General features: G+C 43.0%; 22 protein-coding genes and 1 pseudogene. 8 read left to right on the top strand and 15 right to left on the bottom strand.

Features of this window, described 5'->3' with window-relative positions; all coding sequences use genetic code 11:
* Together G395_RS32585 and G395_RS32580 are read left to right on the top strand one after the other, a co-directional pair.
* Complete coding sequence (locus G395_RS32585; RefSeq protein ID WP_051350364.1) at window positions 1-741, top strand: hypothetical protein; 741 nt, start codon at window positions 1-3, stop codon at window positions 739-741.
* Window positions 698-1291 (top strand): sensor histidine kinase, encoded by a 594-nt coding sequence (locus G395_RS32580; protein WP_051350363.1) that lies wholly within the window; start codon window positions 698-700, stop codon window positions 1289-1291. Before G395_RS32585 ends, G395_RS32580 begins: the two co-directional genes overlap by 44 nt.
* Window positions 1292-1404: 113 nt before the next feature.
* Here the strand turns inward: G395_RS32580 and G395_RS0124395 are convergent, their stop codons facing one another.
* The 5 genes from G395_RS0124395 to G395_RS0124375 all read right to left on the bottom strand — a co-directional run bounded on the left by G395_RS0124395 (window position 1405) and on the right by G395_RS0124375 (window position 6041).
* Window positions 1405-2649, bottom strand: coding sequence for a cation:proton antiporter (locus tag G395_RS0124395; protein ID WP_026632456.1), 1245 nt, complete (start codon window positions 2647-2649; stop codon window positions 1405-1407).
* Between the two features lie 35 nt (window positions 2650-2684).
* Window positions 2685-3572 (bottom strand): mechanosensitive ion channel family protein, encoded by an 888-nt coding sequence (locus tag G395_RS30235; RefSeq protein WP_229204287.1) that lies wholly within the window; start codon window positions 3570-3572, stop codon window positions 2685-2687.
* Between the two features lie 305 nt (window positions 3573-3877).
* Window positions 3878-4600, bottom strand: a complete 723-nt coding sequence (locus tag G395_RS0124385) for a PRC-barrel domain containing protein (protein WP_026632455.1) — start codon at window positions 4598-4600, stop codon at window positions 3878-3880.
* 94 nt (window positions 4601-4694) lie between these two features.
* Window positions 4695-5228, bottom strand: a complete 534-nt coding sequence (locus G395_RS0124380; protein WP_026632454.1) for a DUF421 domain-containing protein — start codon at window positions 5226-5228, stop codon at window positions 4695-4697.
* 228 nt (window positions 5229-5456) lie between these two features.
* Window positions 5457-6041, bottom strand: coding sequence for a hypothetical protein (locus G395_RS0124375; protein ID WP_026632453.1), 585 nt, complete (start codon window positions 6039-6041; stop codon window positions 5457-5459).
* A gap of 469 nt (window positions 6042-6510) precedes the next feature.
* Between G395_RS0124375 and G395_RS0124370 the strand changes: the two genes are divergently transcribed.
* Entirely contained in the window at window positions 6511-7695 is a 1185-nt protein-coding gene (locus G395_RS0124370; protein ID WP_051350362.1) for a DUF2254 domain-containing protein, read from the top strand.
* A gap of 239 nt (window positions 7696-7934) precedes the next feature.
* Window positions 7935-8255, top strand: a complete 321-nt coding sequence (locus G395_RS0124365; protein ID WP_229204286.1) for a DUF305 domain-containing protein — start codon at window positions 7935-7937, stop codon at window positions 8253-8255.
* A gap of 12 nt (window positions 8256-8267) precedes the next feature.
* Here the strand turns inward: G395_RS0124365 and G395_RS32825 are convergent.
* The 4 genes and pseudogenes from G395_RS32825 to G395_RS0124350 form a co-directional block, all read right to left on the bottom strand.
* A pseudogene (locus G395_RS32825) lies at window positions 8268-8470 on the bottom strand (serine protease); the annotation flags it as partial.
* A gap of 148 nt (window positions 8471-8618) precedes the next feature.
* Window positions 8619-9041, bottom strand: coding sequence for a hypothetical protein (locus G395_RS0124360; protein ID WP_026632450.1), 423 nt, complete (start codon window positions 9039-9041; stop codon window positions 8619-8621).
* Between the two features lie 25 nt (window positions 9042-9066).
* A complete protein-coding gene (locus G395_RS0124355; protein WP_157486804.1) occupies window positions 9067-9429 on the bottom strand; it encodes a hypothetical protein in 363 nt (120 codons plus the stop codon).
* A gap of 307 nt (window positions 9430-9736) precedes the next feature.
* Window positions 9737-10126 carry a carboxypeptidase-like regulatory domain-containing protein gene (locus G395_RS0124350; RefSeq protein WP_026632448.1) on the bottom strand — a complete coding sequence of 130 codons (390 nt, stop codon included), beginning with the start codon at window positions 10124-10126 and terminating at the stop codon, window positions 9737-9739.
* Window positions 10127-10822: 696 nt separating this feature from the next.
* On the opposite strand from G395_RS0124350, the gene G395_RS0124345 reads away from it, so the two are divergent.
* The 3 genes from G395_RS0124345 (at window position 10823) to G395_RS0124335 (ending at window position 14340) form a co-directional block, all read left to right on the top strand.
* Window positions 10823-11551: a carbonic anhydrase gene (locus G395_RS0124345; RefSeq protein WP_026632447.1), complete on the top strand. Its 729-nt coding sequence runs from the start codon at window positions 10823-10825 to the stop codon at window positions 11549-11551.
* 5 nt (window positions 11552-11556) lie between these two features.
* Window positions 11557-13728, top strand: coding sequence for a cation:proton antiporter (locus G395_RS0124340; RefSeq protein WP_026632446.1), 2172 nt, complete (start codon window positions 11557-11559; stop codon window positions 13726-13728).
* 63 nt (window positions 13729-13791) lie between these two features.
* Entirely contained in the window at window positions 13792-14340 is a 549-nt protein-coding gene (locus G395_RS0124335) for a hypothetical protein (protein WP_229204285.1), read from the top strand.
* A gap of 35 nt (window positions 14341-14375) precedes the next feature.
* Here G395_RS0124335 and G395_RS0124330 read toward each other — a convergent pair whose 3' ends face one another.
* Both G395_RS0124330 and G395_RS30230 read right to left on the bottom strand, forming a co-directional pair.
* A complete protein-coding gene (locus G395_RS0124330; protein ID WP_026632444.1) occupies window positions 14376-15053 on the bottom strand; it encodes a potassium channel family protein in 678 nt (225 codons plus the stop codon).
* Window positions 15054-15062: 9 nt separating this feature from the next.
* Window positions 15063-16058 (bottom strand): potassium transporter TrkG, encoded by a 996-nt coding sequence (locus G395_RS30230; protein WP_051350358.1) that lies wholly within the window; start codon window positions 16056-16058, stop codon window positions 15063-15065.
* Window positions 16059-16399: 341 nt separating this feature from the next.
* Between G395_RS30230 and G395_RS33140 the strand changes: the two genes are divergently transcribed.
* Window positions 16400-16534, top strand: a complete 135-nt coding sequence (locus G395_RS33140) for a DUF4113 domain-containing protein (protein ID WP_157486802.1) — start codon at window positions 16400-16402, stop codon at window positions 16532-16534.
* A 1-nt stretch (window position 16535) separates the two neighbouring features.
* On the opposite strand, the gene G395_RS32820 is transcribed toward G395_RS33140, so the two are convergent.
* The 4 genes from G395_RS32820 to G395_RS0124305 form a co-directional block, all read right to left on the bottom strand.
* On the bottom strand, window positions 16536-17024 hold the full coding sequence (locus G395_RS32820) for a hypothetical protein (protein WP_026632443.1): 489 nt from the start codon (window positions 17022-17024) through the stop codon (window positions 16536-16538).
* Between the two features lie 13 nt (window positions 17025-17037).
* Entirely contained in the window at window positions 17038-17355 is a 318-nt protein-coding gene (locus G395_RS33135) for a YWFCY domain-containing protein (protein ID WP_445438717.1), read from the bottom strand.
* 63 nt (window positions 17356-17418) lie between these two features.
* Complete coding sequence (locus G395_RS30220; protein WP_051350357.1) at window positions 17419-18342, bottom strand: hypothetical protein; 924 nt, start codon at window positions 18340-18342, stop codon at window positions 17419-17421.
* Window positions 18343-18473: 131 nt separating this feature from the next.
* Entirely contained in the window at window positions 18474-20285 is a 1812-nt protein-coding gene (locus G395_RS0124305) for a reverse transcriptase domain-containing protein (protein ID WP_026632441.1), read from the bottom strand.
* Window positions 20286-20852 lie beyond the last annotated feature (567 nt).

Below are 20852 nucleotides of genomic sequence, written 5' to 3'. Positions count from 1 at the left end.
ATGTCTGTAAAAACCATCAGCGGTAACCTGCTATTCTGGAAGATTAGCGCCGTTTTTGCCAGTTTGCTGCTGGTACTTGCCCTAGTGTTCTTACTCATCGGTTCACGGTTTTCCAAAACCTACTATATGGCCGCGCATCAGCAGCTTTATGGCAACATTGCGGGTCACCTCGCCACTTTTACCCAGCCCATTAAAAATGGCCGCCCCGATACTACCGGCACGCACGACATTATCCATTCCACGATGGTGGCTAATCCAAGCGTGGAAGTGTATTTACTTGATACACTTGGCAATATCACCGATTATGTAGTGCCCGAACCGACCGTTCACGTGAAAAAAGTGGATATGAATAAAGTGCATGAGTGGTTGGCTGCCGACGACAACCACCGGCCGCTGGGCGATAATCCTAAACATCAGGGCGAGGTCAGTATCTTTTCGGCAGCACCCGTTCTGGAAAACGGGAAGCTGGCAGGTTATGTCTATGCAGTGCTGGCCAGTGAAAAGCAAAAGGAAATCTTGGGCTCACTCAGTAGTGATCTCAATTTTAGGCTAGCTCTTTACATCTTTTTGGCAGCATTGCTGGGTGCATTCGTCGTTGGCGTGGTTACATTCTTTCTGATCACCGACAGCATTTGCAGCACTGCAGGCGTGGTAAAGCGCTTTCAGGATGGCGATTACTCGGCGCGTATACACGGATATGCAAAAGGAAAACCTGGGCGTTCTGACCTCCACATTCAATGAAATGGCCGACGTTATTGTGGAGAATTTTGAGAAAATCACCGCAACTGACCGCTTTCGGCAGGAACTGATAACCAATGTGTCTCACGACCTGCGGACGCCGCTTTCGATCATGCAGGGTTATGCTGAAATGCTGGCGATCAAACGTGAAACACTGTCCGGCCCGGAAACCGAGCGGTATCTCGCCATTGTGCTGGAATGCACTAAGAAACTTTCGGTGCTTGTCGACCAGTTGTTTCAATATTCAAAACTGGAAGCAAATGTAGTTGAACCGCAAAAAGAGCTTTTTCCGATCGGCGAGCTGGTTTCTGATATTCTCAGTGCATACCAGTTAAAGGCTGAGCAGCGGAATATCCGTTTGATGCTCGACGCGCCCAACGATCTTCCCGCTGTTTTCGCTGATATCGGTCTGACGGAACGGATCTTTCAAAACCTGCTTGATAACGCATTTAAATTCACGCCTGACGGCGGGCAGATTTCAATTGCCTTGTCTGAGATAGGCTTCGTCTTGCTGTTTTCGATGATCACTTGGGATAATGATGCAAGATTGTAACAACGGAATGGCAATAATGTTAAGCCCGGCCATTAACCCTATACCAATATCGCCAATTGTCCAGGCCGTGCAGTCCCTTAGATGGCAAGATCTACTAACCCAGAAGATTGTCTTTATTTGGTCTCACGTGCTAATCTTTTTATCAACGAACCAATTGTTAGTCCCTGCACTATGATGGAGAAGAGTACGATCACGAAGGTGACAGAAACAATAGTGCTTTTATACGGGCTGGTGGGCAGCGACAGTGCAAGTGCAATTGAAATTCCACCACGCAGACCACCCCACGCCATTATTTTCAAAGTTCCGGGTCCGAGCTGTTTGATAAACCCGAATGTGGTTGCCGTAGAATAAAGCACCCCGAATCGGACGATAATGATCATTATGGCCGTAAGCAGGCCGATGATTACATAGTTCACTTCGAAAGTTACTACAACAATCTCCAACCCGATCAGCAGGAACAGGATCGCATTGAGAACCTCATCGGTAACTTCCCAGAATTTGCTCAGATAATCCTTGGTGATATCGCTCATCGCGCGTGCCCTACCTCTGTTTCCAGTCATGATACCAGCCACAACCATGGCCAGCGGGCCCGATACATGCAGAAAATGGCAAAGTGAATACCCTCCCATAACCATCGCCAGGGAAATCAAAATTTCTGTCTGGAAATGATCGATCGATTTCATGAGCCGGTAACCCACAACACCGATAAAGCCACCAGCAACAATGCCTCCCACTGCTTCTTGAAGAAACAGCAGGCCGATTTGAGAAGCACCAAAATTCTCGATGCCTACGGAAGCTATTTGGACTAAAGTGGCAAATATTACCACGCCAATGCCATCGTTAAAGAGCGATTCACCGACAATGTTGGTCTCAACTGTCTTGGACAATTTCGCTTTTGTCAAAATCCCCATTACTGCAATTGGGTCGGTGGGAGCAATCAATGCGCCCAAAAGCAAACAGAAAACCAAAGGGATATCTATACCAAAAAGCAGCGTAAGGTAATGAAATCCGTAACCCACTATGAATGTGGAAAGAATAGTTCCGATTACGGCGAAGCTGGTAATGGTCTTTGCTGACTTTTTAAGATCGGGAAGCTGCATATGCAACGAACCCGCAAACAAAAGGAAGCTCAAAAGGATCCCCAGGATGAATTCGGAAAAATCGATAAGCGCGAGCTCCTTCACTACCACTGCCGAAAAGCGGCTTGAAATCTGGCCCAATGCGATCACCACCAATGCAACTACGGTGCCCATCAGCATCAAGCTTATCCCGGAGGGAAGTTTTAAAAAGCGGACGTTGATATAAGAGAAAAGTGCCGCAAGTGAGATCAGGATTGAGAAAAGTACGAATAATTCCATGGGGCAAAATTGTGCTGATTTATAGATACTAGTTGTTATTTGATATGCGTATTTTCCAACTGCATCATTAAGGTCTGTGTAGGATAAGCAAAGTCAATGCCACTTTGCTCGAAGGCCTCAAATATGTCCAGATAAATCGACTGTTGCTTATCCATGTAAAACGTGTAGTCTGCATCTTGCACATAATACACTACTTCAAAATTCAAACTGAAATCACCATAACCAGAAAAATGAGCACGATCGAAAGTAATATATGGCTTTGACTGTATAACTTGCCTGATCATTTCAGGGATTTCAGAAAGTTGTTTGTGGGAAGTTTGATAAGTCACCCCGAGATTGAACAGGATCCTGCGTTTTTCAAGTCTTTTATAATTGTGAAGGCGGGAATTAGTCAGGTCTGTATTTGAGCAAACAAGCTGCTCACCCCCAAGTGTCCTGATTCGTGTTGTTTTAATACCAATATATTCTATCACGCCCGATTTATCGTCGATTACAACAAAGTCACCAATTTCAAATGGCCGGTCGAAGAAAATGACAAAGTAGCTAAAAAGATCCCCTAGAATGGTTTGCGCAGCCAGGGCAATAGCAATACCACCTATTCCAAGTCCCGCTATAAGGGAGGTGACATCATAACCTAGGTTATCGATCATAAAGATAATCCCGATAATCCATATCACAATATTGACAATCAGGATCAACCCGGAAGCCTGCTTTTCCTTAGCATCGCTGTTTTCCTGGGCGTGAATAAAAGAAAAAACGAATTTCTGGAAAGACGAACTTATTATTCGCAAAACAAAAAAAGTAACGACTACCAAAAAAACAATATTCGCAATGCTGTCCACCTTTGGTGAAAATACCAGCGTAGATACAACGAAATACAAACTGCCTATATAAAGCAGGGGCACGACTGAGTTTTCTATCATATCAATTAAATAGTCATCCCAGCTGGTGGTCGTTTTTACTGACCAAGATTCGGCCCTGCGAATGATAACAGATTTAAAAAACCAAATTATAATATATAATCCAGTGAGTATAGATATGGCTATAAGCCAGGAAAGAATGGTGTTACCAAGAAATAATGCATTTAAAATGTTGTTCATAATAATTTACTTTTGCAGATTAAAAATGATCTGGCATGAAAAAAATTACCGTTAGTAGTTAGACGGAATAGACAATCCGGATTGCAGGCGATCAGTTAGCTAATGGTGAAAAGAGGTAAACCCAGGATCTATATTCTGCGGCCCTTATAATCCCGAAGAACTTTTTCATAGGCTTCGTTGACAGCATCGCCAGCATCAAAAGGCTCACATTGCTGTACTTGTTCAACAGTCGCATCCACCGCAAATGTTGAGCTGAGCCAGTCTATTTCTAAAATCCATTCAGTGGGCATTAGAATTTCTTTGCCTGAAAACCAATTACCTGTTTTCACAACAACAGAAGTGATTTTCCAGGAGTCTGTCTCGATAATCAAGTCGTCTATATGACCCAATTCTCCGTCAGTGGCATGTAAGCTATATCCAGTTACTTTCTCCGAACTACGTAAGTGAGGGTTGGCTTTTGCACTGATTTCCTTTTCTTTCTCCGAAATAGCGATCTCGACAGAATCCTCCATGGGAATTATTCCCATGGCCCAATAAATATCCCATGGAAAATGTTCATATAATTTTATTTCTTGTTGCCTGTAAACTGGTTTATCTGTATCAATATCCGGGCTATTGATTATCTGGTCCATGGACAGATTGGTAGGAAACAATTCATTATCCCAATCAGGAGCGAGCAAAGCCTGCGTAGAGACCAAGATTAACTTGTCTTTTAAAAAATTCCCTGTCTTAACGATCAGGTATCGTACAGTCCAAGTATGGTCTTCAAAGTAAATTTCCTTGACAACCCCCATTTCGCCATCTATGGCACCAATACTAAATCCTGTAATACCTTTAACGCTGATTTTCATGATGAGCTATTTTGTATTTAAATACGGAATACAGGTAAATTTCCCAAAGTTGCATACCCCTCGATCGATTAGCAATTAATGCGATCACAGATCATTACATTTTTCCGGCTACCGGTTTAACGTTCGAGAGCGGAGAATCTGGATCTGATAACTTACCATCCGTAACAACAGTAAATTTACCATTTGACTCCATTACAACAGCCTCAATGCTGGCTATTGAAGTTACCCCTTCATTTCTTAATACGGACCGAATTTCATCTTCTGTCACCCTTTCTTTTCTAAGCGCATCATTTAAAAAATTCCCCTTAAAAAATACCAGTGTCGGCTCTGAACTGATCAGCCGAGAAAACGATTTGGATCGAACCGAGGCAGTTGCCAATATATATTGGAGCGAAATCAAAAGGGCCAGAGCGAGGGTTCCGTCAGCCAAAGCAACGTCTTTATTTAACAGGACTGTGGCCAGCGTCGAGCCAAGGGCGACTGTCACAATAAAGTCAAACTCTTTCATTTGTGACAATGTCCTTTTTCCGGAAATCCTCAACATCATTACTAGTGAGAAATACGCAAGGATGCATATTATAAATGTGCGCAGCAGACTATCCCAGCTGGTAAAAAATATTTGATCCATAATAGCACAGTTGGTTGGTTAATATCCGGGCTTGTAAATAATAATGCCCTGGCGCTTATTCTCATTGCTCAGCTCATTGTAGCTCCATTAACCGGTGGACTTGTCCTTTCAACACCAGCTCCTAATTCCGAAGCTGCCAGGCTTCGTTAACAGTCTTATAATAGTATAACAGGTTAAAAGAAACCTGTTATACTCATTGATAAATTGTTAGTGAGAGTATCAGCTTTCCTAATTCATCTTTTCCAGAAGATCTGCACCTTTCGCAAAAAAGTTTTTCACTGCATCTTTTTGATCGAGCGTCAACGTTTTGGGATCAATTGCCATAGCCGCACTTGATACTTCCCCCGCCTCATTTGCCAGCCCTGGATACTTTGCAACCTGTATATTTTGCAACACACCTGATAATATCTCAGCGGCTTTTCTGATTTGATCAGCGTGAGAAGTGTCGAAAGGGTCTTTTGTAATTTTGGTTGCAGCTTCGTTGACAGCGTCCAAGTCCCCCTTAATATCAAAGTCTACCTCACCAGCCATTGCACTTACCGCTGATGTCATTTTTCCAAGTGCCTCACTGGCGTAAGCATGGTCAAGCTCCATTTTATTCTGGTCATTATTGACGAAGCTAACATACGCTGCCACTGTACTATTATTCTCTTTTTTCGCTATGGCGTCCGAAGCACTTATTTGATCCGTATTCTCACCGTCCTTCTTTTTGTCTGAACAAGCAATTGAGATGATAAATAGGCAAAAAATGCAGCCCAATTGCACCATTTTCAATTTTGCTATTTTGTTGTCCTGGATTTTAATAGCTTCCATATTAACTGAGTCGTTTAAGTGAAAAATTCAATAATTAAGATCTTAGAGTTTGAAGCCAAGTGTTGCCCTGAGTATGTTATTTTTCTGATTGCTTTCTTCAAATAATTGGCTCCAGTTAGCCATTAAAATGGTAGGATTTGACTGCAATGTTGTGCCGAAATTGGGAAGTTGCACTAGTGAAGCTATCTAGGAGTGGTAAAATACCATGCCTATGAACTTGGATTTGAACAGCACTACGAAACTTTGGTAGTCGCGCAGACATAAGTCAAGGGATCAACTGGCATGATAATAAGAGCCTGAATAATGGTAGCTTAATAATTTTAATTCATAAAATCACTAAACAAGCCCTCCTCTTAAGACGAGAGCTGTTTGCCTTTGACAGAGCCAGGAACAGACTGGCTTTAAACATGCTTCATGCATAATCAAAATAATTAAAGTGGAAAACTTTTTTCAGAAACGATACCATAGAATGGTTAATAGCATAGCATTCTATCCAGCAATTATTGCGATAGGATTCCTTATTTTATGCGGCTCAATGATCAGTATTGACCATTCACAGTTGGGTAAATCAATTAAGGAACAGCTTCACTGGCTTCGGTTAAGGGATGCATCGACTGCAAGAAGTATTATTGGTGCCATCGCATCTGGTATAATCTCGCTCACGGTGTTTAGCTTTTCAATGGTAATGATCGTGCTTAATCAAGCGGCTTCTCAAATGAGTAACCGTGTATTGGGGCAATTGATTGGAAACAAATTTCAGCAAGTCATTTTAGGAATTTATATCGGTACGATTATATACGCTTTCTTTCTGCTGAGTACAATACGTGATATAGATTCAGGCATCTACATTCCTGCGCTTAGCACTTACCTTTTGATATTTTTTACGATCCTGGATATCTTCATATTTATTTACTTTTTGCATTACATCACGCAATCTGTCAAATATGAGGTGGTTATTCAACGTATATTTAATGACACACTCGATGCCCTTAAGAAAGCATGCCCGCGAGAGCAGCCTTCCCCTAATTTCACGATGCCAGTTACACCCTATGTTATCAATTCTGTAAAGTCAGGGATTTTCGGAGGGATGGATCTCGAAGGATTAACATCACTCTGCCGCAAACATGATTTTGAAATAACCGTTTTGATCACGCCTGGAACATTCCTGCTGCCGGGGATCCCACTCGTTTCGACAAGCAGATTTCTGCCGGAAGATATCCAGAATGAGGTTATTGAGCGAACATCTATTTCTGTTAACCAAAGCATTCGTGAAAATTTTTTTTACGGGTTTAGCCAATTACGGGAGATTGCATTGAAGGCCCTGAGTCCTGGTATTAATGACCCGGGCACTGCCATCATCAGCTTACACGCACTGTGCTCCCTGATTGAATTCCGGTCAAACCATTTTCCTGAAAATGTTGTGCGAAAGGATGATGGATCTGCCGTAATTGTTGCCTCCGAGATTAGTTTTGAAAGAATCGTTTCTGAAAGTTTTAGCCCAATCTGGGACTATGGAAAGGATGATAGACTGATTTGTAACGAGCTGTATTTAATGTGTTTACAATTAAGTAAATTAACATCACATCCAATTTTCATTCCCATATTAAGCAAGATCGCGGCGCATCAGTCAGCCGCTAGTCCTGTATCTGGGTGAGCTCGAAACGAAATAGAACATATTTAAAACGCCAGCATTTTTTTCACAGGATTATTGAAACAAAACTCTGCATTCAAGCATTCATTTGTCATCAACTTTAAATAACGCTTATCATGAAAAACAGTCACTATATGAGATTTTTTGGAATGCTGTTGGCTTCCTTCATTGTCATGTACGCAGTTATGTTTCTAAATGTAAATGACTTGGAACACATATACCTAAGTACAACCAGGTTGTATATGACTATTCTGATGATTTCGCCGATGGCAATCATCATGCTTGCATTTATGCCAAATATGTATCCTAATAAAAAGGCCAATTTGACGATCTATATTGTTAGTTCCGTGATTTTTGTCCTTGCGTTTACGTTTCTTCGAAACCAGACATTTATCAGTGAAAGACAATACCTAAAAGCAATGATACCCCACCATTCATCGGCGATTCTGGCAAGTAGTAGGGCTGATCTCAAAGATTCACAAGTAAGGGCTTTGGCTGATAGTATTATTATCTCGCAACGCGAAGAAATTCGGCTTATGAAATCAACACTTGATCGACTTTAAAGGGAGCTCTCAGTTTGTATTCACCAGCGCACCGCCACTATTACCAGGATTGATATCAGCATCCGTTTGAATAATGATTCCACGGCAGAACTTCCGGAAGGCTGTTGACCGCCTCTGGGAGCAGCTTGCCCTGCCCGCCCAATAATGCCAATACTTCTCGCTTTTGCACTGTCTATCCCGGCAGTAACTGTGGTATTTCTATTCTCAACACTACCCCCTTCGTTTCGAAACAAATTAGTAAGGCTTAAAAAATTATCGTGAGCAAAAGTTTCGTTATTTTACTATTGAAAATGAGAATAACGCCCTTATATTCCTCATGCCAAGATCAATACTTAATATTAGAGTGTTTTGCTTAATCAGGTGTTATTCTTTAATGAACTTAGCCCGTTCAAGCTCACAATACGAAATTATCAATTCATTCCCCTTTTGGTCCATGCCCCACACATCACATGGTGCACAATTAACCGTAGCGCACGTAGGGTTAATGGGCAATTCGGTAGCGGATTCTATCTTGACGACAATACCATTTAACATAAAAGATTTCGGACCACAGCAAGCGGGCAGCCCAGCATTGTCTAACACAACGCCCGCTGGATTAATACTAAACGTATAAGGTATCCGGTCGCTAGCCTTTTGCCACATTTTCTGGCCATTTATTTCAACTTCCTTTTCTATTAATCGCCACTTTCCAACAATGCTTTCCAGCTTTGGATTAGGTTCTTCTGTATCGTCCTTACAATTTGAAAGGCATATGGCGACCAGCAATATGATTATGGATTTTCTCATAGCGATTAAATTTTAAGGTACTTATTCAATCAGTTGTTAGTATCACTTGTCCCTCCGGATACCCAATATCTGCCGCCCGCTCAGCGGTAATGAAAAAGCCTCGCGGTGCAAACGTAGTCACCGTTTCTAACTCACTTTTAAGCTCCTTTCTGAATAGTCCGCGCGCGCTTTTGAGCTGTCCCAGATTTTTGAGGCCATTGTGTTCCGTCTTGGCCCATACTACATATGTGTCCCGGGATTCAACAAGTCTTTCAGGGGGCGAAAGGTGACGCACCGACAGATCGATCGCATAATTTTCGTTTTTATCCTTTTTGAATTTAACATTTCCCTGGGCAGCCGGCACAATGGCCGATTCCCGGAAAGTGAGCTTTCGCGAGCATGCAGACATGACGGACAAAATTAATATAACCGATAAACTGAGTATTAAGCGCTTGTTTTTTAATGGCATTTTCATTGTTTTCATTAGATAATTGTTCTTGTGATAATTTAGTTGTTATGGCAGATTTTAGAAAATAATATCCAGCATTTTCTACAATCCGGCACTACTTTCTGGTATTGAATAAATCGCGCACACTGGCAGTAACGGTTGCCCAGCCTTTCAGCAAATCACGTGAAAGAGAGTGTTCCGTTAAGCGTATTTTTGTCGTTGATAAAATAATCCATCCCTGCCATGACACTAATAGAATAGCCACCTCTTATGCGGCTATTGTCCTGCTCATAAACAAAACTTGTATCGGTGCCGTTGTAAACCTGTCGCGAGTTGCCCCGTCCGGGACCTTCTCTGTAAATTTTGCCATAGCTGTCACAACGACCTCCTTTAATTGCTCTGCATCAGCTTTTAAAGAAATAACTCCTAAGCTTAATGCATGATTCTGAACGATTATATTGGGAACAATTTTCTCATTGAGGTCTAAATAGGAGATTATGAGGAAATATTTTCCAGGTACCGCCGCGATCGTAAAATTCCCCTTTTCGTCAGAGACAGCGCCGCCTGTAAGCGTCGAGTCCAGTGAAGAATATAAACCAACATTTGCAAAAAGTACAGGCTGTTTCCCTGCTTCTTCAAGCTTGCCAGTTATTGCCAAATTCGGGATAGCTCGTTTTGGGCTACAACCGGAAGCGCCTTTGATCGTAAAAAAAGTGCATTAAAATAAAAGGTCTTCATGGAGCGGTTCAGTTAAGTGAATTGTCACTGGGTCAAAAATCCTGTTCAGATAATGGACTAGACCAATAGAGTAGTGTACAATTCCAGCAATTACCACGCCAGAAACGTTTGGTCACTTACAAAAGATATTATGATAAAACCAAGACTCAGTTCGTTAAAGAAAATTTACAGGCTCACTACACCATCTCAAGGAGATGCACATTAACATTCATTAACACCTAAGAAAACCATATTTTCTACCTGGGAGTTGGTTAAAAAATGTCATAACCTCAGCGTCGACACCCACGTTGTTATTTATTCAAGATATTTAGAAGTATAATTTTTTATTGATGGTCTGTCTGCTAGCATGGACTTTACACCTCGTAGAAGTTGTAATTCCTCTCAAACTGACGCAGCGCTTTGTAAGTACTTGGTTAACAGATCATTTTCCAGAATTTATAGTATTATAAAATGGAAATCTATTATTTAGTCAATATTTTTAATTATTATGGTAAACGCTACCCGTATAAAATTTAACAAGCCTATGCTATACCCTACTAAAAACTTTTGTTGTGCAATTCTGCTACCGTTTTCAATCTTCGGGCTCTTCTGTTGCAATTCTGCTGATAAAAAAACAGTGAATACACCCGATAGTACTTCGGTAGCCATAGCAGACAGCACTGTCAACCTGATCGAGGAAGATTCGGCACAGCTGACTTTCGAAACGGTTCTTGATTCCATCTATCAGCATTCTCCTAAAAATGTTTTTCGAGCCTTAATGAAGGGACATAACCGATTTTTGAAGGATTCATCCTTTGTTTATAATTCAGCAAATAAAATTCCAGACAGCCTGGCCAGAATAAAACCGTTTTTGCTGGTGACAGATATTGATCTCAACCAATCTGTTGAAAAGATGTTCGATCTGCGGCGCTCCATGTTTATGCAGCTATCAAGTCCTGCCTGCCTGGTTGATCCCAAACAAATCGCAGTGATGGAATATGCGCTCAATTATAGTGGTACGAAGGTTATTCTGGTTCTTTCCAGCAGCAACAGCCGCATCATTGGCGCAGCTGTGGACAATGTGCAAACTGCCAATTTCGCAAGCATTATAAACGAGCTGTCACAAGCCACAAAAACAGCTCCTGAGTTCGCAGACCGTTCTTCTGCCAACAAGGATTTTGTTAACAACATCGCACAGAGCCAATCACGGCTTACACTTGAAAAGATACTTCAAACCAGCCCACAAATAAAAATGCTGGCAGACAGTGGCAAGATCGTTTTAAAGAGTGCCTTTTACGATGCTGGCAAACGCTCAGTCACTATCCTGGACCGCGAAGCTCCACTGAACCCATCCGCTAAAAAATAGACCGTATGGCCATATTATTAAATGCTGAAAGCATGTTCGAGCTTCCGCTTAGCAATCCGGTGCTCATATTTTCTCTGGTGCTTTTTATCATCTTGTTCGTTCCACTGCTGCTGAATAGAATCAAAGTGCCTTATGTCATAGGGCTAATCCTGGCCGGCGTGGCAGTTGGTGAACATGGTGCCAATCTGCTCCGGCGCGACAGCAGCATTGTCCTTTTTGGAACGGTTGGCCTGATCTACATCATGTTTCTGGCCGCACTGGAAATTGACATGAAAGAATTCAAGAAGAACAGCTCAAAAAGCCTGATTTTCGGAGTCTTCACATTTGCGGTGCCCATGCTGATCGCAGCGCCGGCTGCCAGGTTCCTGCTGGGTTTTAGCTGGATTTCCAGTATTCTGTTTGCCAGTATGCTGGCCTCACACACCCTCATTTCCTATCCGGTCGCAGCCCGGTTCAATGTCCACAAAACAAAAGCCGCCATCATTGCAGTCGGCGGGACGATCATTACCGATATTCTCTCTTTGCTTGTGCTGGCTGTTATTGCCAAAATGAGCCAGGGTGAGATCAACCAGGCCTTCTGGATCCAGCTTATTGTGTCCGTTATTGTGTTCGCATTGATCGTCTGGTTTGTGTTTCCGATCATTGCCCGCTGGTTCTTCAAGCATTTCGATGATAGCATCGCGCAGTACACCTTTGTGCTCGCGATGGTGTTCCTGGGCTCTTTTTTAGCAGAACTTGCTGGCATTGAGCCTATTATCGGAGCATTTCTCTCAGGACTGGCGCTGAACAGATTAATCCCGCATCATTCCCCTTTAATGAACCGGATCGATTTTGTCGGCAACGCGCTTTTTATTCCTTTCTTTCTGATCGGCGTGGGCATGTTGGTCGACATTCAGGTGCTTTTCAAAAGTGCTGAATCATTGAAAGTAGCCGGCATTATGACCGTTGCAGCTTTGGGATCCAAATGGCTGGCGGCGCTGTTAACGCAGAAATCATTCAAAATGAATGGCGACGAGCGGACGCTGATCTTCGGGCTGAGTGCGGCGCGGGCAGCGGCTACACTTGCAACAGTTTTGGTGGGTTATAACATCATTATCGGGCAAAACGAATTGGGAGAACCCATTCGGTTATTAAACGAAGATGTGCTTAATGGCTGTTTGATCATGATACTGATCACCTGCACGATCGCCTCGATTGAGACAAGTAGGGCGGCAGTGAAGTTAGCCCGTAAACTGAATGAAGGCGCAAATCAGGCAGCCGGACAAGGAACAAGAAATATTTTAATCGCGGCCTCCAAAGAAGATACCATTGATCCAATGATCGAGCTGGCATTGCTGATGCAGCCCAGAAAACATGAGCAGAATATTTTTGTGCTGTCTGTAATTAGTTCAGAAACCGTGGACCGCGAATCGGAAGAACGCAGGTTAAGAAAATACCAGGACAGAATGGTCACCACAGCAGCAGCAACGGATGTGATCGTATCGCCACTGATCCGCTATGATGTCAGTTACGCATCCGGCATTCAGCATACGCTTGAAGAAAAAAGGATCCATGAAGTGATCATTGGCCAGCAAAAAGGTGAGAAAGACCCTGGTTCGGTGACGGGATTGAAGTCCCAAAAACTACTGGCCAGGTGCCCGCAGATTGTTTACCTGATCCATGGCATGCAGCCCCTTAACACAATTGGCAAAATCACGGTCGTATGTTCGGACCGGGTTGAGCTGGAAGCTTCATTCCCAATGCTGATTGAGCGGATTTCGACCATCGGAAAACAGCTGAATTGTGATGTACACTATTACAGCACCGAAAGTACACTTGCATCAATCCAGGCATACAATCAGGCCAATAAGGGGCCGGGTGCCCAGTTTACACTCTTTGATGATTGGAGTGATTTCCTGATCCTTTCGAGAGACGTTCGAAGAGAGGACCTGTTTGTTGTCATCTGCGCCCGGCCGGGCAATATAAGTTATCATGACGCTCTTGCAGAAGTTCCCCGCCATCTTGCCAAATACTTCGGTGACTACAATTATCTGTTGATGTATCCGGATCTTCAAGCAGATTTTCCAGTACAAACCGCTCAGACAGAACGAACAGGGGAAATACTGCAGAAAGGGATCAACCAAATTAGTAAAACGGGCGATAAACTGATCCGCAACATTTTAAAACCCGGAAATTGAACTGGAACTAGCAGTTAATAGTAATCTTTTAGACCCATGCACTTTATGAAAAACTTTCTCATAATGGCTTGTTTATTGCAGCTGGGATGCCAGGATCGTCACAGAACGCAGCAGCTGAATCTGCGCGAACAGCAAATTTTTCAGAAAGAAAAAGACTTTTCTCTCAAACAGGCAAGTTATCAACGCCTTCTTGAAATGCAGCACGATTTGCTGGCAAAGAAAGAGAGGGCTATCCAGCAATGGCCACAGGAAATTGAAGGGATTTGGAGAGGAAAGTCGGTTTGTAAAGAATCTAACTGCCCTGAATACGTCATTGGCGATAAACGATCATATATCTGGGAATTTATAAGCGACTCCACTGGCCTTTATACCCTTGTCAGTAACCATAGTAATCAGGTCATACGCGTCTATAATGCACATTTTGATAGCACAGGAATTCGGCTTTTTTATGAAAGTGATGCTTTGGCTACAAGACTCATTGAGCTTAATGTTGACATAAGCCGAGTGGATCAAAACCTGATGACAGGAATGCAAACCATTCGTTTCGACAATGCCTGTAAGGCGAAGCTTTCACTTAATCTAAGCCGCGATGGCATCGTTATTAATCAATGAATTTATAACGATGCCGCTTGGATCCTGACCTTAGCTCAGTGCATTAGCTTTTCTATATCCTTTAATTCTCCAAAAAGAACTAAAACTTCATTCTCATGCATGACTGTATTGGGTGTTGCGATACCAGATGCCTTTTTGAAGATTTTAGCAAGCCCGTTTTCAGATCCCTTTGACAATGTCAGCACTGTTAAAACAATCACATTGTAGCGGTTGGTGAAATCGGCCTGAGCAAGACTCATGCCAATATAACGTGCCGGGACCCGGGTTTCGATAATGCTATATTTTTCAGAAATTTTGAAGGAATCAACAATGCCAGAATTATCCAAACGCATCGCTAGCCTTTCTGCCGACTCTTCTTCCGGAAGAATATACTCTTCGATTTGCATGGCTTCGAGGACAGTTTTTTGAAGATCGGATACTACCCGGCCGATGATTTTTTTAACCCCCAATTGTTTAAGCAACGCTGTTGCCAAAAGCGACGCGCCCTCGTCTTCTCCAATAGCTACAATGACCGAATCTGCGTCTTTAAAGGGAAGTGAGCTGACCGCATTTCTATCTGTGCAATCCATGCACACCGTATGCGTGATGCGCTCTTTTAACTGCTCTACCTTCTGCATGTTACTATCAACGCCGATTGTTTCATGACCTAATTCCGTTAGGCGGATTGCCAGAGATTTGCCAAAGCTCCCCAGTCCAAAAATGATATACTTCATAGTCAGTAATTAAAAGATTAATTGTTCGCCAGGAAGCTGATATTCTTTCGATTTTGACTTTCGGACAAACGCGACAAGTAAGGTCAATGAGCCCACCCTACCAACAAACATAGTTAGTATGATCACTAACCGGCCTGCATTGCTTAGCTGGGGAGTGACTCCCAAACTCAGACCAGTAGTACTGTATGCTGAGAATGCCTCAAATGCTAATGTTATCAATCGTTTATCAGGATCTGTGACTGACAGCATGAAAATAGCTGCACCTAAAAAAATCAAAGACAGCGAAATAATACCAAGAGCTTTGGAGATGGATTCGCTTAAAACCTTTCTTCCAAGTACTTCGATCCTACCCGCTCCCCTGGCCAGCGTAAAAATGTTCAAAGTGGCCAGCGCAAATGTGGTGACCTTGATCCCTCCACCAGTTGAACCCGGAGCGGCCCCGATCCACATAAGTAGAAAGGTTAGCATTACAGTTGGAAAAGCGAGCTCGTTCATCGTGACTGTGTTGAATCCTGCTGTTCGGGGGCTAGTGCCAATAAACAAGGCTGTCACAAACTTGCCGTAATAACTTTGATGTTCAAGAAGCGTGTGATTAAATTCTAATATAAAAACAAGGACAAACCCAAAAAGTATCAGTAAAAAGCTAGTATAAGCTATTATCTTGGAATTGAATGCAATTACACGTGCTCTGTGAGCAAAGTGGCGGCCATACCTGATTTTGTTATAAAAATTTAAAGTCCACCGTTTAATAAATTCAAATGAGTTAAAGACAATGCCAAAGCCGAGACCGCCCATAACATACAGTAGAATGATCGAAAGATGCAGCTCATAATTGAAGCGGACTCCGGCATTGTTTAATCCATCAGGCAAAGTCGAAAAGCCTGCATTACAAAAAGCGGCTACTGCGTGAAAGACGGTAAAGTAGAGTCGCTCTCCGGTCATCGCAGAGCGGTGCGGGGCTATTTGCAGTAGAAGCCGGTTTATCTTCGGCGCTAGCTCGCCCACTTACAAGCTTATAAAAAGGCGTAGGTTGTCAGTCAGATAGTGTGCTGCTTACCACCAGGCGTAACATACCATTCTCGCTTTTTAACTCTCGGGCCGATACAAGCAAAATCAAACTCTTTCACAATGTTGTATTGTTATGGATACTTGCTGGCGCAGTTATGAAGTACTATTTAATGTATACCTACTTGTATAAACTGTACACTTATGGCACTCCTGAGTAAGGAATCGCATAAAATCGAAAATAGGCTCGAGTACGTTTAAACCACGGTATTTGTGTACCACCCGAAAATTCAGTAACGACTTTGAGGTCGGAAGACACTCATCCTCGTCACGGGCACTTAATGGCGTTCGTCGATAATCTGGACCAATCTATGAGGCAAAACAAGGTGCTGCTAGTAAGTCAAGACTTGACTACGCGTCGAAGAATGAAGCAGGATAAATTATCGCCGCGATACATACAGCACCGTATGCAATAGATCAGATAACTGCTGTCATAAAGTTGATGGATGATTCGACAAAGAAATCGCCTTGGCGTTTGATCCACTCTCGATTCAATTCCATTAAAATAGTACGTGCTGATTCCACTGCATCATTAATGTCAAGCATACTCTCAGGATTTAAAGGGTTGCATCTATGGCTACGCGATAGGTCATCGAAATTGATCGTATAGAAAGCCGGCTCGACTGGAAAATTGGATTTGTTTTTCAACCAGGCATTGTATGCTAGCAGGGTCAAATCGCTGTATTTGAAATCATAAACGAACATCGAAAAACCTTTCTCAATGTGCTGAGTGATCACATGTCGAAAGATAAAAAATGTCTTCCCGGATTCCGGAGATCCTCTCACCAGCACCCCACGAAAAGGATTAATGATATTGATCCAGCTCTGCCGCGTTTTGGTTATCAATCTGGAAAACTGGCTCCCACCGGACAATATCAGTAGGAAACCAATTGAGGTAAATAACATATACAGGGTTGATCTAAATTGCTCTTCGACTGATGTTTTCAGAATAAGAACACTTAAAAAAATAGATCATGAACCCTGTCAAAACACTGATCAAGGCAGGTTTTATCAGTATATTTTCGCCCTTTTTACCTTTCACCCCGACCACTGAAATGGTTAAGAAAACGAGTGCCACAATCTTAGTTTTAATGAACGAAGAGAATAGCCCTGCGGCAAAAATCTTATCCAAAATCCGGTCTGAGATTAAAGATGTCAGATGCCAATTTTGAAATGCCTGGTAACAGAAATAGTAAAAGTGCAATGCTAGAACCAGGATGCTGATCAAGCGGGTCATATCAGTTATTTCCCGAAGGCTGATATCGTTTTCACCGGTGTTGGATGCCATAATAAAACAAGTTTAAAGTGATTGAGAGAACCCTTTTTTCTTTTTACGTTTGTTTCCACGAAGCTCTGCTGGTGTGAAACCATCTTGTTTGACAGGATCAAATAGTGAATCCTCACCATTGGCAAGTCTGGCGTCATTGCTCTGCTGAGGAGTTGCTAACCAATAGCTTTTTGACGTGGCTGACTGTCCATGACCTGTCGTTAGATGCTCTTGTTTCTGCGTATTCGATAACCTATTATACATGGCGGTATCGATAGCCACACAGCGCTCCTGAATGGCTTTTGCACTATAATTTTTACCGAGAGAACTTCCATTAAAAACCGCTTTCGAGCGGTGATCGACGTAAGTAATTCCATAGATCAGTCCGGTATCATTCTTTCTGAGAACGGTGTCGATTCCATCTCGTTCGAGAATATTAGTGAGCCGATCAAGTGTTACATTCGTCTTTCCGTACAATGTGAAATCAATCGCGTTTTTGATTCTTAACTTGTCTTTTTGCCGCAGTTGATCATTAATTTCAAACCGGTTTTGCAGGTAATTCAATGTCGGTTTTTGATGAAAGTCGCTAGCCTTTATGGGCACACCAACCCGTTCACCCTTTGCATTCAGCAGCCGGTAGTGTAGCCCCCCTTTCTTGAAAGTTCTGGACTCTTCATTTCCGCGATCTGCCGCCACATTGTAGCGGTTCAAGACCGCATTTAACTCGGGAAGAGAAGTAAATTTGTACTTTTCGATAACCCCTGTAAGAATATTTGATATTGCCCGTTTGGTTTCAACCTTACCGTAGTTTGCACTAACCATAGCGGGCTTCAAATGCTCGGATTGCTGTTGTTTTTTACCTGATGCCTTAACCAGATTAAACTCATGTTCGATTTCCTTCCTTGCCCTTTCCGATTGGTTTCGTCCGATTCTGTGTTTCAATCCGGCTTCCGTCATGCGCTACTTTTACGGTCACAATGTAGGCTAAGTACCCAGCGCCTTGCCATATTACTATGGTAGTATTTCCAAGTACTCGCCTCCGAACCGTACGTACACCTCTCGATGTATACGGCTCTCCATTAATATTATCAGTCCATTTTTCCATAGTGTATCTTTCTATGGCAGTTGAAACATACAGCCAGCGTTTTCCTGCGTCGGGCAATCATGTGCTTTTCCCAATCCTGTTTTCCTTTCAGGTCTTTGAGCTTCCTAACATGATGCATTTCCAGGTCATCAGTGGCTGCACAGAATTCGCATTTCCGGGCTTTCAATCGGTCAACCAGGCTTCCCCTGGCAGCAAACTGCAACGAGTTACCAACCAGGTCTGGCTGGGATCCGACATTGGCCTTGCGGGCGAACCCATCATTATAGAATTTGCTGCTTAGTATTTTCCCGTCCTTGTTTTCGTATTTGACCACAAACTCCTTGCCTTCGCTGTACTTGCGTATGACCTTTCGGGTTGTGGTTTGGTACTTACAAGCATAGGTTTTATACATGCTGTACTCCATAATGTTGTAAAATGAATCGATCGTGTGGCTGTTGTTGGCTATCGAGTAGTAATTGTAGAAGCCCCGTATTTCGGCGTTGTACTGCGAGAGGATTTCCAGGTCATCGTTGTTTTTCATACATGGCCTGGATTTAGGTTTCCATACTTCTTTGCCGCTTCGGACCGATATGGTCATGGCATCGTAGTCGAGCAGTTTCTTTCTCATTGTGGCGTTGCCTATTTCCAGTACCACCCTTTCCCCGAACGTCCGGCTCAGTACACCGTTCTTGTTCCTTTTTGCTGCGCTGGACTTTCTTACTGACACTTCGTAGCCCAGGAATTGTGCTGGTGACTTGGCATTGGTGATTAACGTTTTCTGCTCGGACAGCTCCAATTTCAACTTTTCAGACAGGTACATCTTAAAGTCTTCTTTTACTTTTTGGGCATCCGTTTTGCTCCCGATAATCCCGATGAGAAAGTCGTCAGCGTACCTGATGTACTTCAATCTCCTGTAATTTTCGTCCATCGCATCGTTGAACGGTACCAGGATGCGTTGCTTCTTTAACTCCTTGATCTTTGCCAACAACTGGCTTCTTATCGACCCATCTTGCTCAACTTTGAGCTTTCTTACCACAAGATTGCTTGCCATCCAAGTGAATTTGGCATACTCGGGATTTACCTTTTTGGCCTTCCCTTTATTGAATTTGGTGATGTACTCTGAGGCGTACTTATCGAGTTTATCCAGATAAATATTGGCCAAAATCGGGCTGATGATCCCTCCTTGTGGCGTGCCACTGTGGGTCTTGTTGAATACCCAATCTTCCATGTACCCCGCATTCAAAAACTTCCTGATCATGCGCAGGAATCGTTCATCAGCAATGCGCTCTGAGAGGATTGCGATGAGAACACCGTGGTTGATGTTATCAAAGAACCCTTTGATGTCGCCTTCGACAAACCACTTTGTGCCTGTGAAAGTCCTCTGGATACTCGTTAATGCAGTGTGGCAGCTTCTCTTTGGTCTGAACCCATGTGAGCTATCTTCAAAACAGCTTTCATAGACAGACTGCAGGATCATCCTGATCACTTCCTGCACTAATTTGTCCCCAAATGAAGGTATTCCCAGAGGGCGCTTTTTCCCGTTTTTCTTAAGGATATACACCCTCCTTGAAGGAGCTGGCTGATAGCTTTCATCTCTGATGGCTTCAATCAGCTGGTTAATGGTGGAAATGCTCGTTCCGTCGATGGTACCACCATCGGAGCCCTTGGTCATATTGCCAGGATTGGCATACAGCTTTTGATAGGCCTGGTAGTACATTTCCTCATTAAACATAATCCTGTAGAGCCTCTCAAACTTGTAGTTTGGTCTTGTGCTTTGCTCTCTCAGACTGTTTAATACGCTCTGCGGATTTCTCATAATGTCTCTCACATGATCCGTTGATTGTATCAAAAAATATTAACTGCTTCCCTTCGCCATGTGCAAGGCTTTCCCCTGCTCGGACTACTACGGAAGCTCCGTTACCATGTCGGATATTCAAAGACCCAAGGTCCTATAGCCACCGCAGTGGCGTTCCGGTTTAGGTAATCCCCATTTAGACATATAGTAACTTAGCTCGATAGATTGTCGGATACGATTTCCGCCCTTTATTACTTATTGTAATTGCGCTGTACTCCGTTTATGCTCGTGATCTATACACATCGGATCCGAGTAGTACAGTCTGACGTTGGTAACTGTCTTCCGTCAGAGCTCCCCATGTAACCGCTCAGGCTATCGTTCAATCAGTATGGATTTTATCCTCATATCTATCATTTTATCTCCCCATTCAGTCGCAGCCTGACAGTTGGCTGACTTATGAGTTTTCCGACATGCTATACTCCCTGTCTGGTTTCCCTTTCAGATAAGTCGGCTGATAATTGACGTCTAAACGCTTGTCAAAGAACTTGCTAATGTTCTATTTACTATATGCCCTTATGGGCGCACATG

The sequence above is a fragment of the Dyadobacter alkalitolerans DSM 23607 genome, from assembly GCF_000428845.1.
Classification (GTDB): domain Bacteria; phylum Bacteroidota; class Bacteroidia; order Cytophagales; family Spirosomataceae; genus Dyadobacter; species Dyadobacter alkalitolerans.
This window is presented reverse-complemented; position numbering and strand designations above follow the sequence as displayed.

Bases quoted from the DNA above. Each gene is read 5' to 3' on its own strand.
- G395_RS0124370 (WP_051350362.1), top strand. From the start codon at position 6,511: ATGGTTAATAGCATAGCATTCTATCCAGCAATTATTGCGATAGGATTC.
- G395_RS0124385 (WP_026632455.1), bottom strand. From the start codon at position 4,600: ATGAAAATCAGCGTTAAAGGTATTACAGGATTTAGTATTGGTGCCATA.
- G395_RS0124365 (WP_229204286.1), top strand. From the start codon at position 7,935: ATGACTATTCTGATGATTTCGCCGATGGCAATCATCATGCTTGCATTT.
- G395_RS32585 (WP_051350364.1), top strand. From the start codon at position 1: ATGTCTGTAAAAACCATCAGCGGTAACCTGCTATTCTGGAAGATTAGC.
- G395_RS0124305 (WP_026632441.1), bottom strand. From the start codon at position 20,285: ATGAGAAATCCGCAGAGCGTATTAAACAGTCTGAGAGAGCAAAGCACA.
- G395_RS30220 (WP_051350357.1), bottom strand. From the start codon at position 18,342: ATGACGGAAGCCGGATTGAAACACAGAATCGGACGAAACCAATCGGAA.
- G395_RS0124380 (WP_026632454.1), bottom strand. From the start codon at position 5,228: ATGGATCAAATATTTTTTACCAGCTGGGATAGTCTGCTGCGCACATTT.
- G395_RS32820 (WP_026632443.1), bottom strand. From the start codon at position 17,024: ATGTTATTTACCTCAATTGGTTTCCTACTGATATTGTCCGGTGGGAGC.
- G395_RS32580 (WP_051350363.1), top strand. From the start codon at position 698: ATGCAAAAGGAAAACCTGGGCGTTCTGACCTCCACATTCAATGAAATG.
- G395_RS0124355 (WP_157486804.1), bottom strand. From the start codon at position 9,429: ATGTCTGCATGCTCGCGAAAGCTCACTTTCCGGGAATCGGCCATTGTG.
- G395_RS30235 (WP_229204287.1), bottom strand. From the start codon at position 3,572: ATGATAGAAAACTCAGTCGTGCCCCTGCTTTATATAGGCAGTTTGTAT.
- G395_RS0124340 (WP_026632446.1), top strand. From the start codon at position 11,557: ATGGCCATATTATTAAATGCTGAAAGCATGTTCGAGCTTCCGCTTAGC.
- G395_RS0124375 (WP_026632453.1), bottom strand. From the start codon at position 6,041: ATGGAAGCTATTAAAATCCAGGACAACAAAATAGCAAAATTGAAAATG.
- G395_RS0124335 (WP_229204285.1), top strand. From the start codon at position 13,792: ATGGCTTGTTTATTGCAGCTGGGATGCCAGGATCGTCACAGAACGCAG.
- G395_RS33140 (WP_157486802.1), top strand. From the start codon at position 16,400: ATGGCGTTCGTCGATAATCTGGACCAATCTATGAGGCAAAACAAGGTG.
- G395_RS0124395 (WP_026632456.1), bottom strand. From the start codon at position 2,649: ATGGAATTATTCGTACTTTTCTCAATCCTGATCTCACTTGCGGCACTT.
- G395_RS0124360 (WP_026632450.1), bottom strand. From the start codon at position 9,041: ATGAGAAAATCCATAATCATATTGCTGGTCGCCATATGCCTTTCAAAT.
- G395_RS33135 (WP_445438717.1), bottom strand. From the start codon at position 17,355: ATGACCCGCTTGATCAGCATCCTGGTTCTAGCATTGCACTTTTACTAT.
- G395_RS0124330 (WP_026632444.1), bottom strand. From the start codon at position 15,053: ATGAAGTATATCATTTTTGGACTGGGGAGCTTTGGCAAATCTCTGGCA.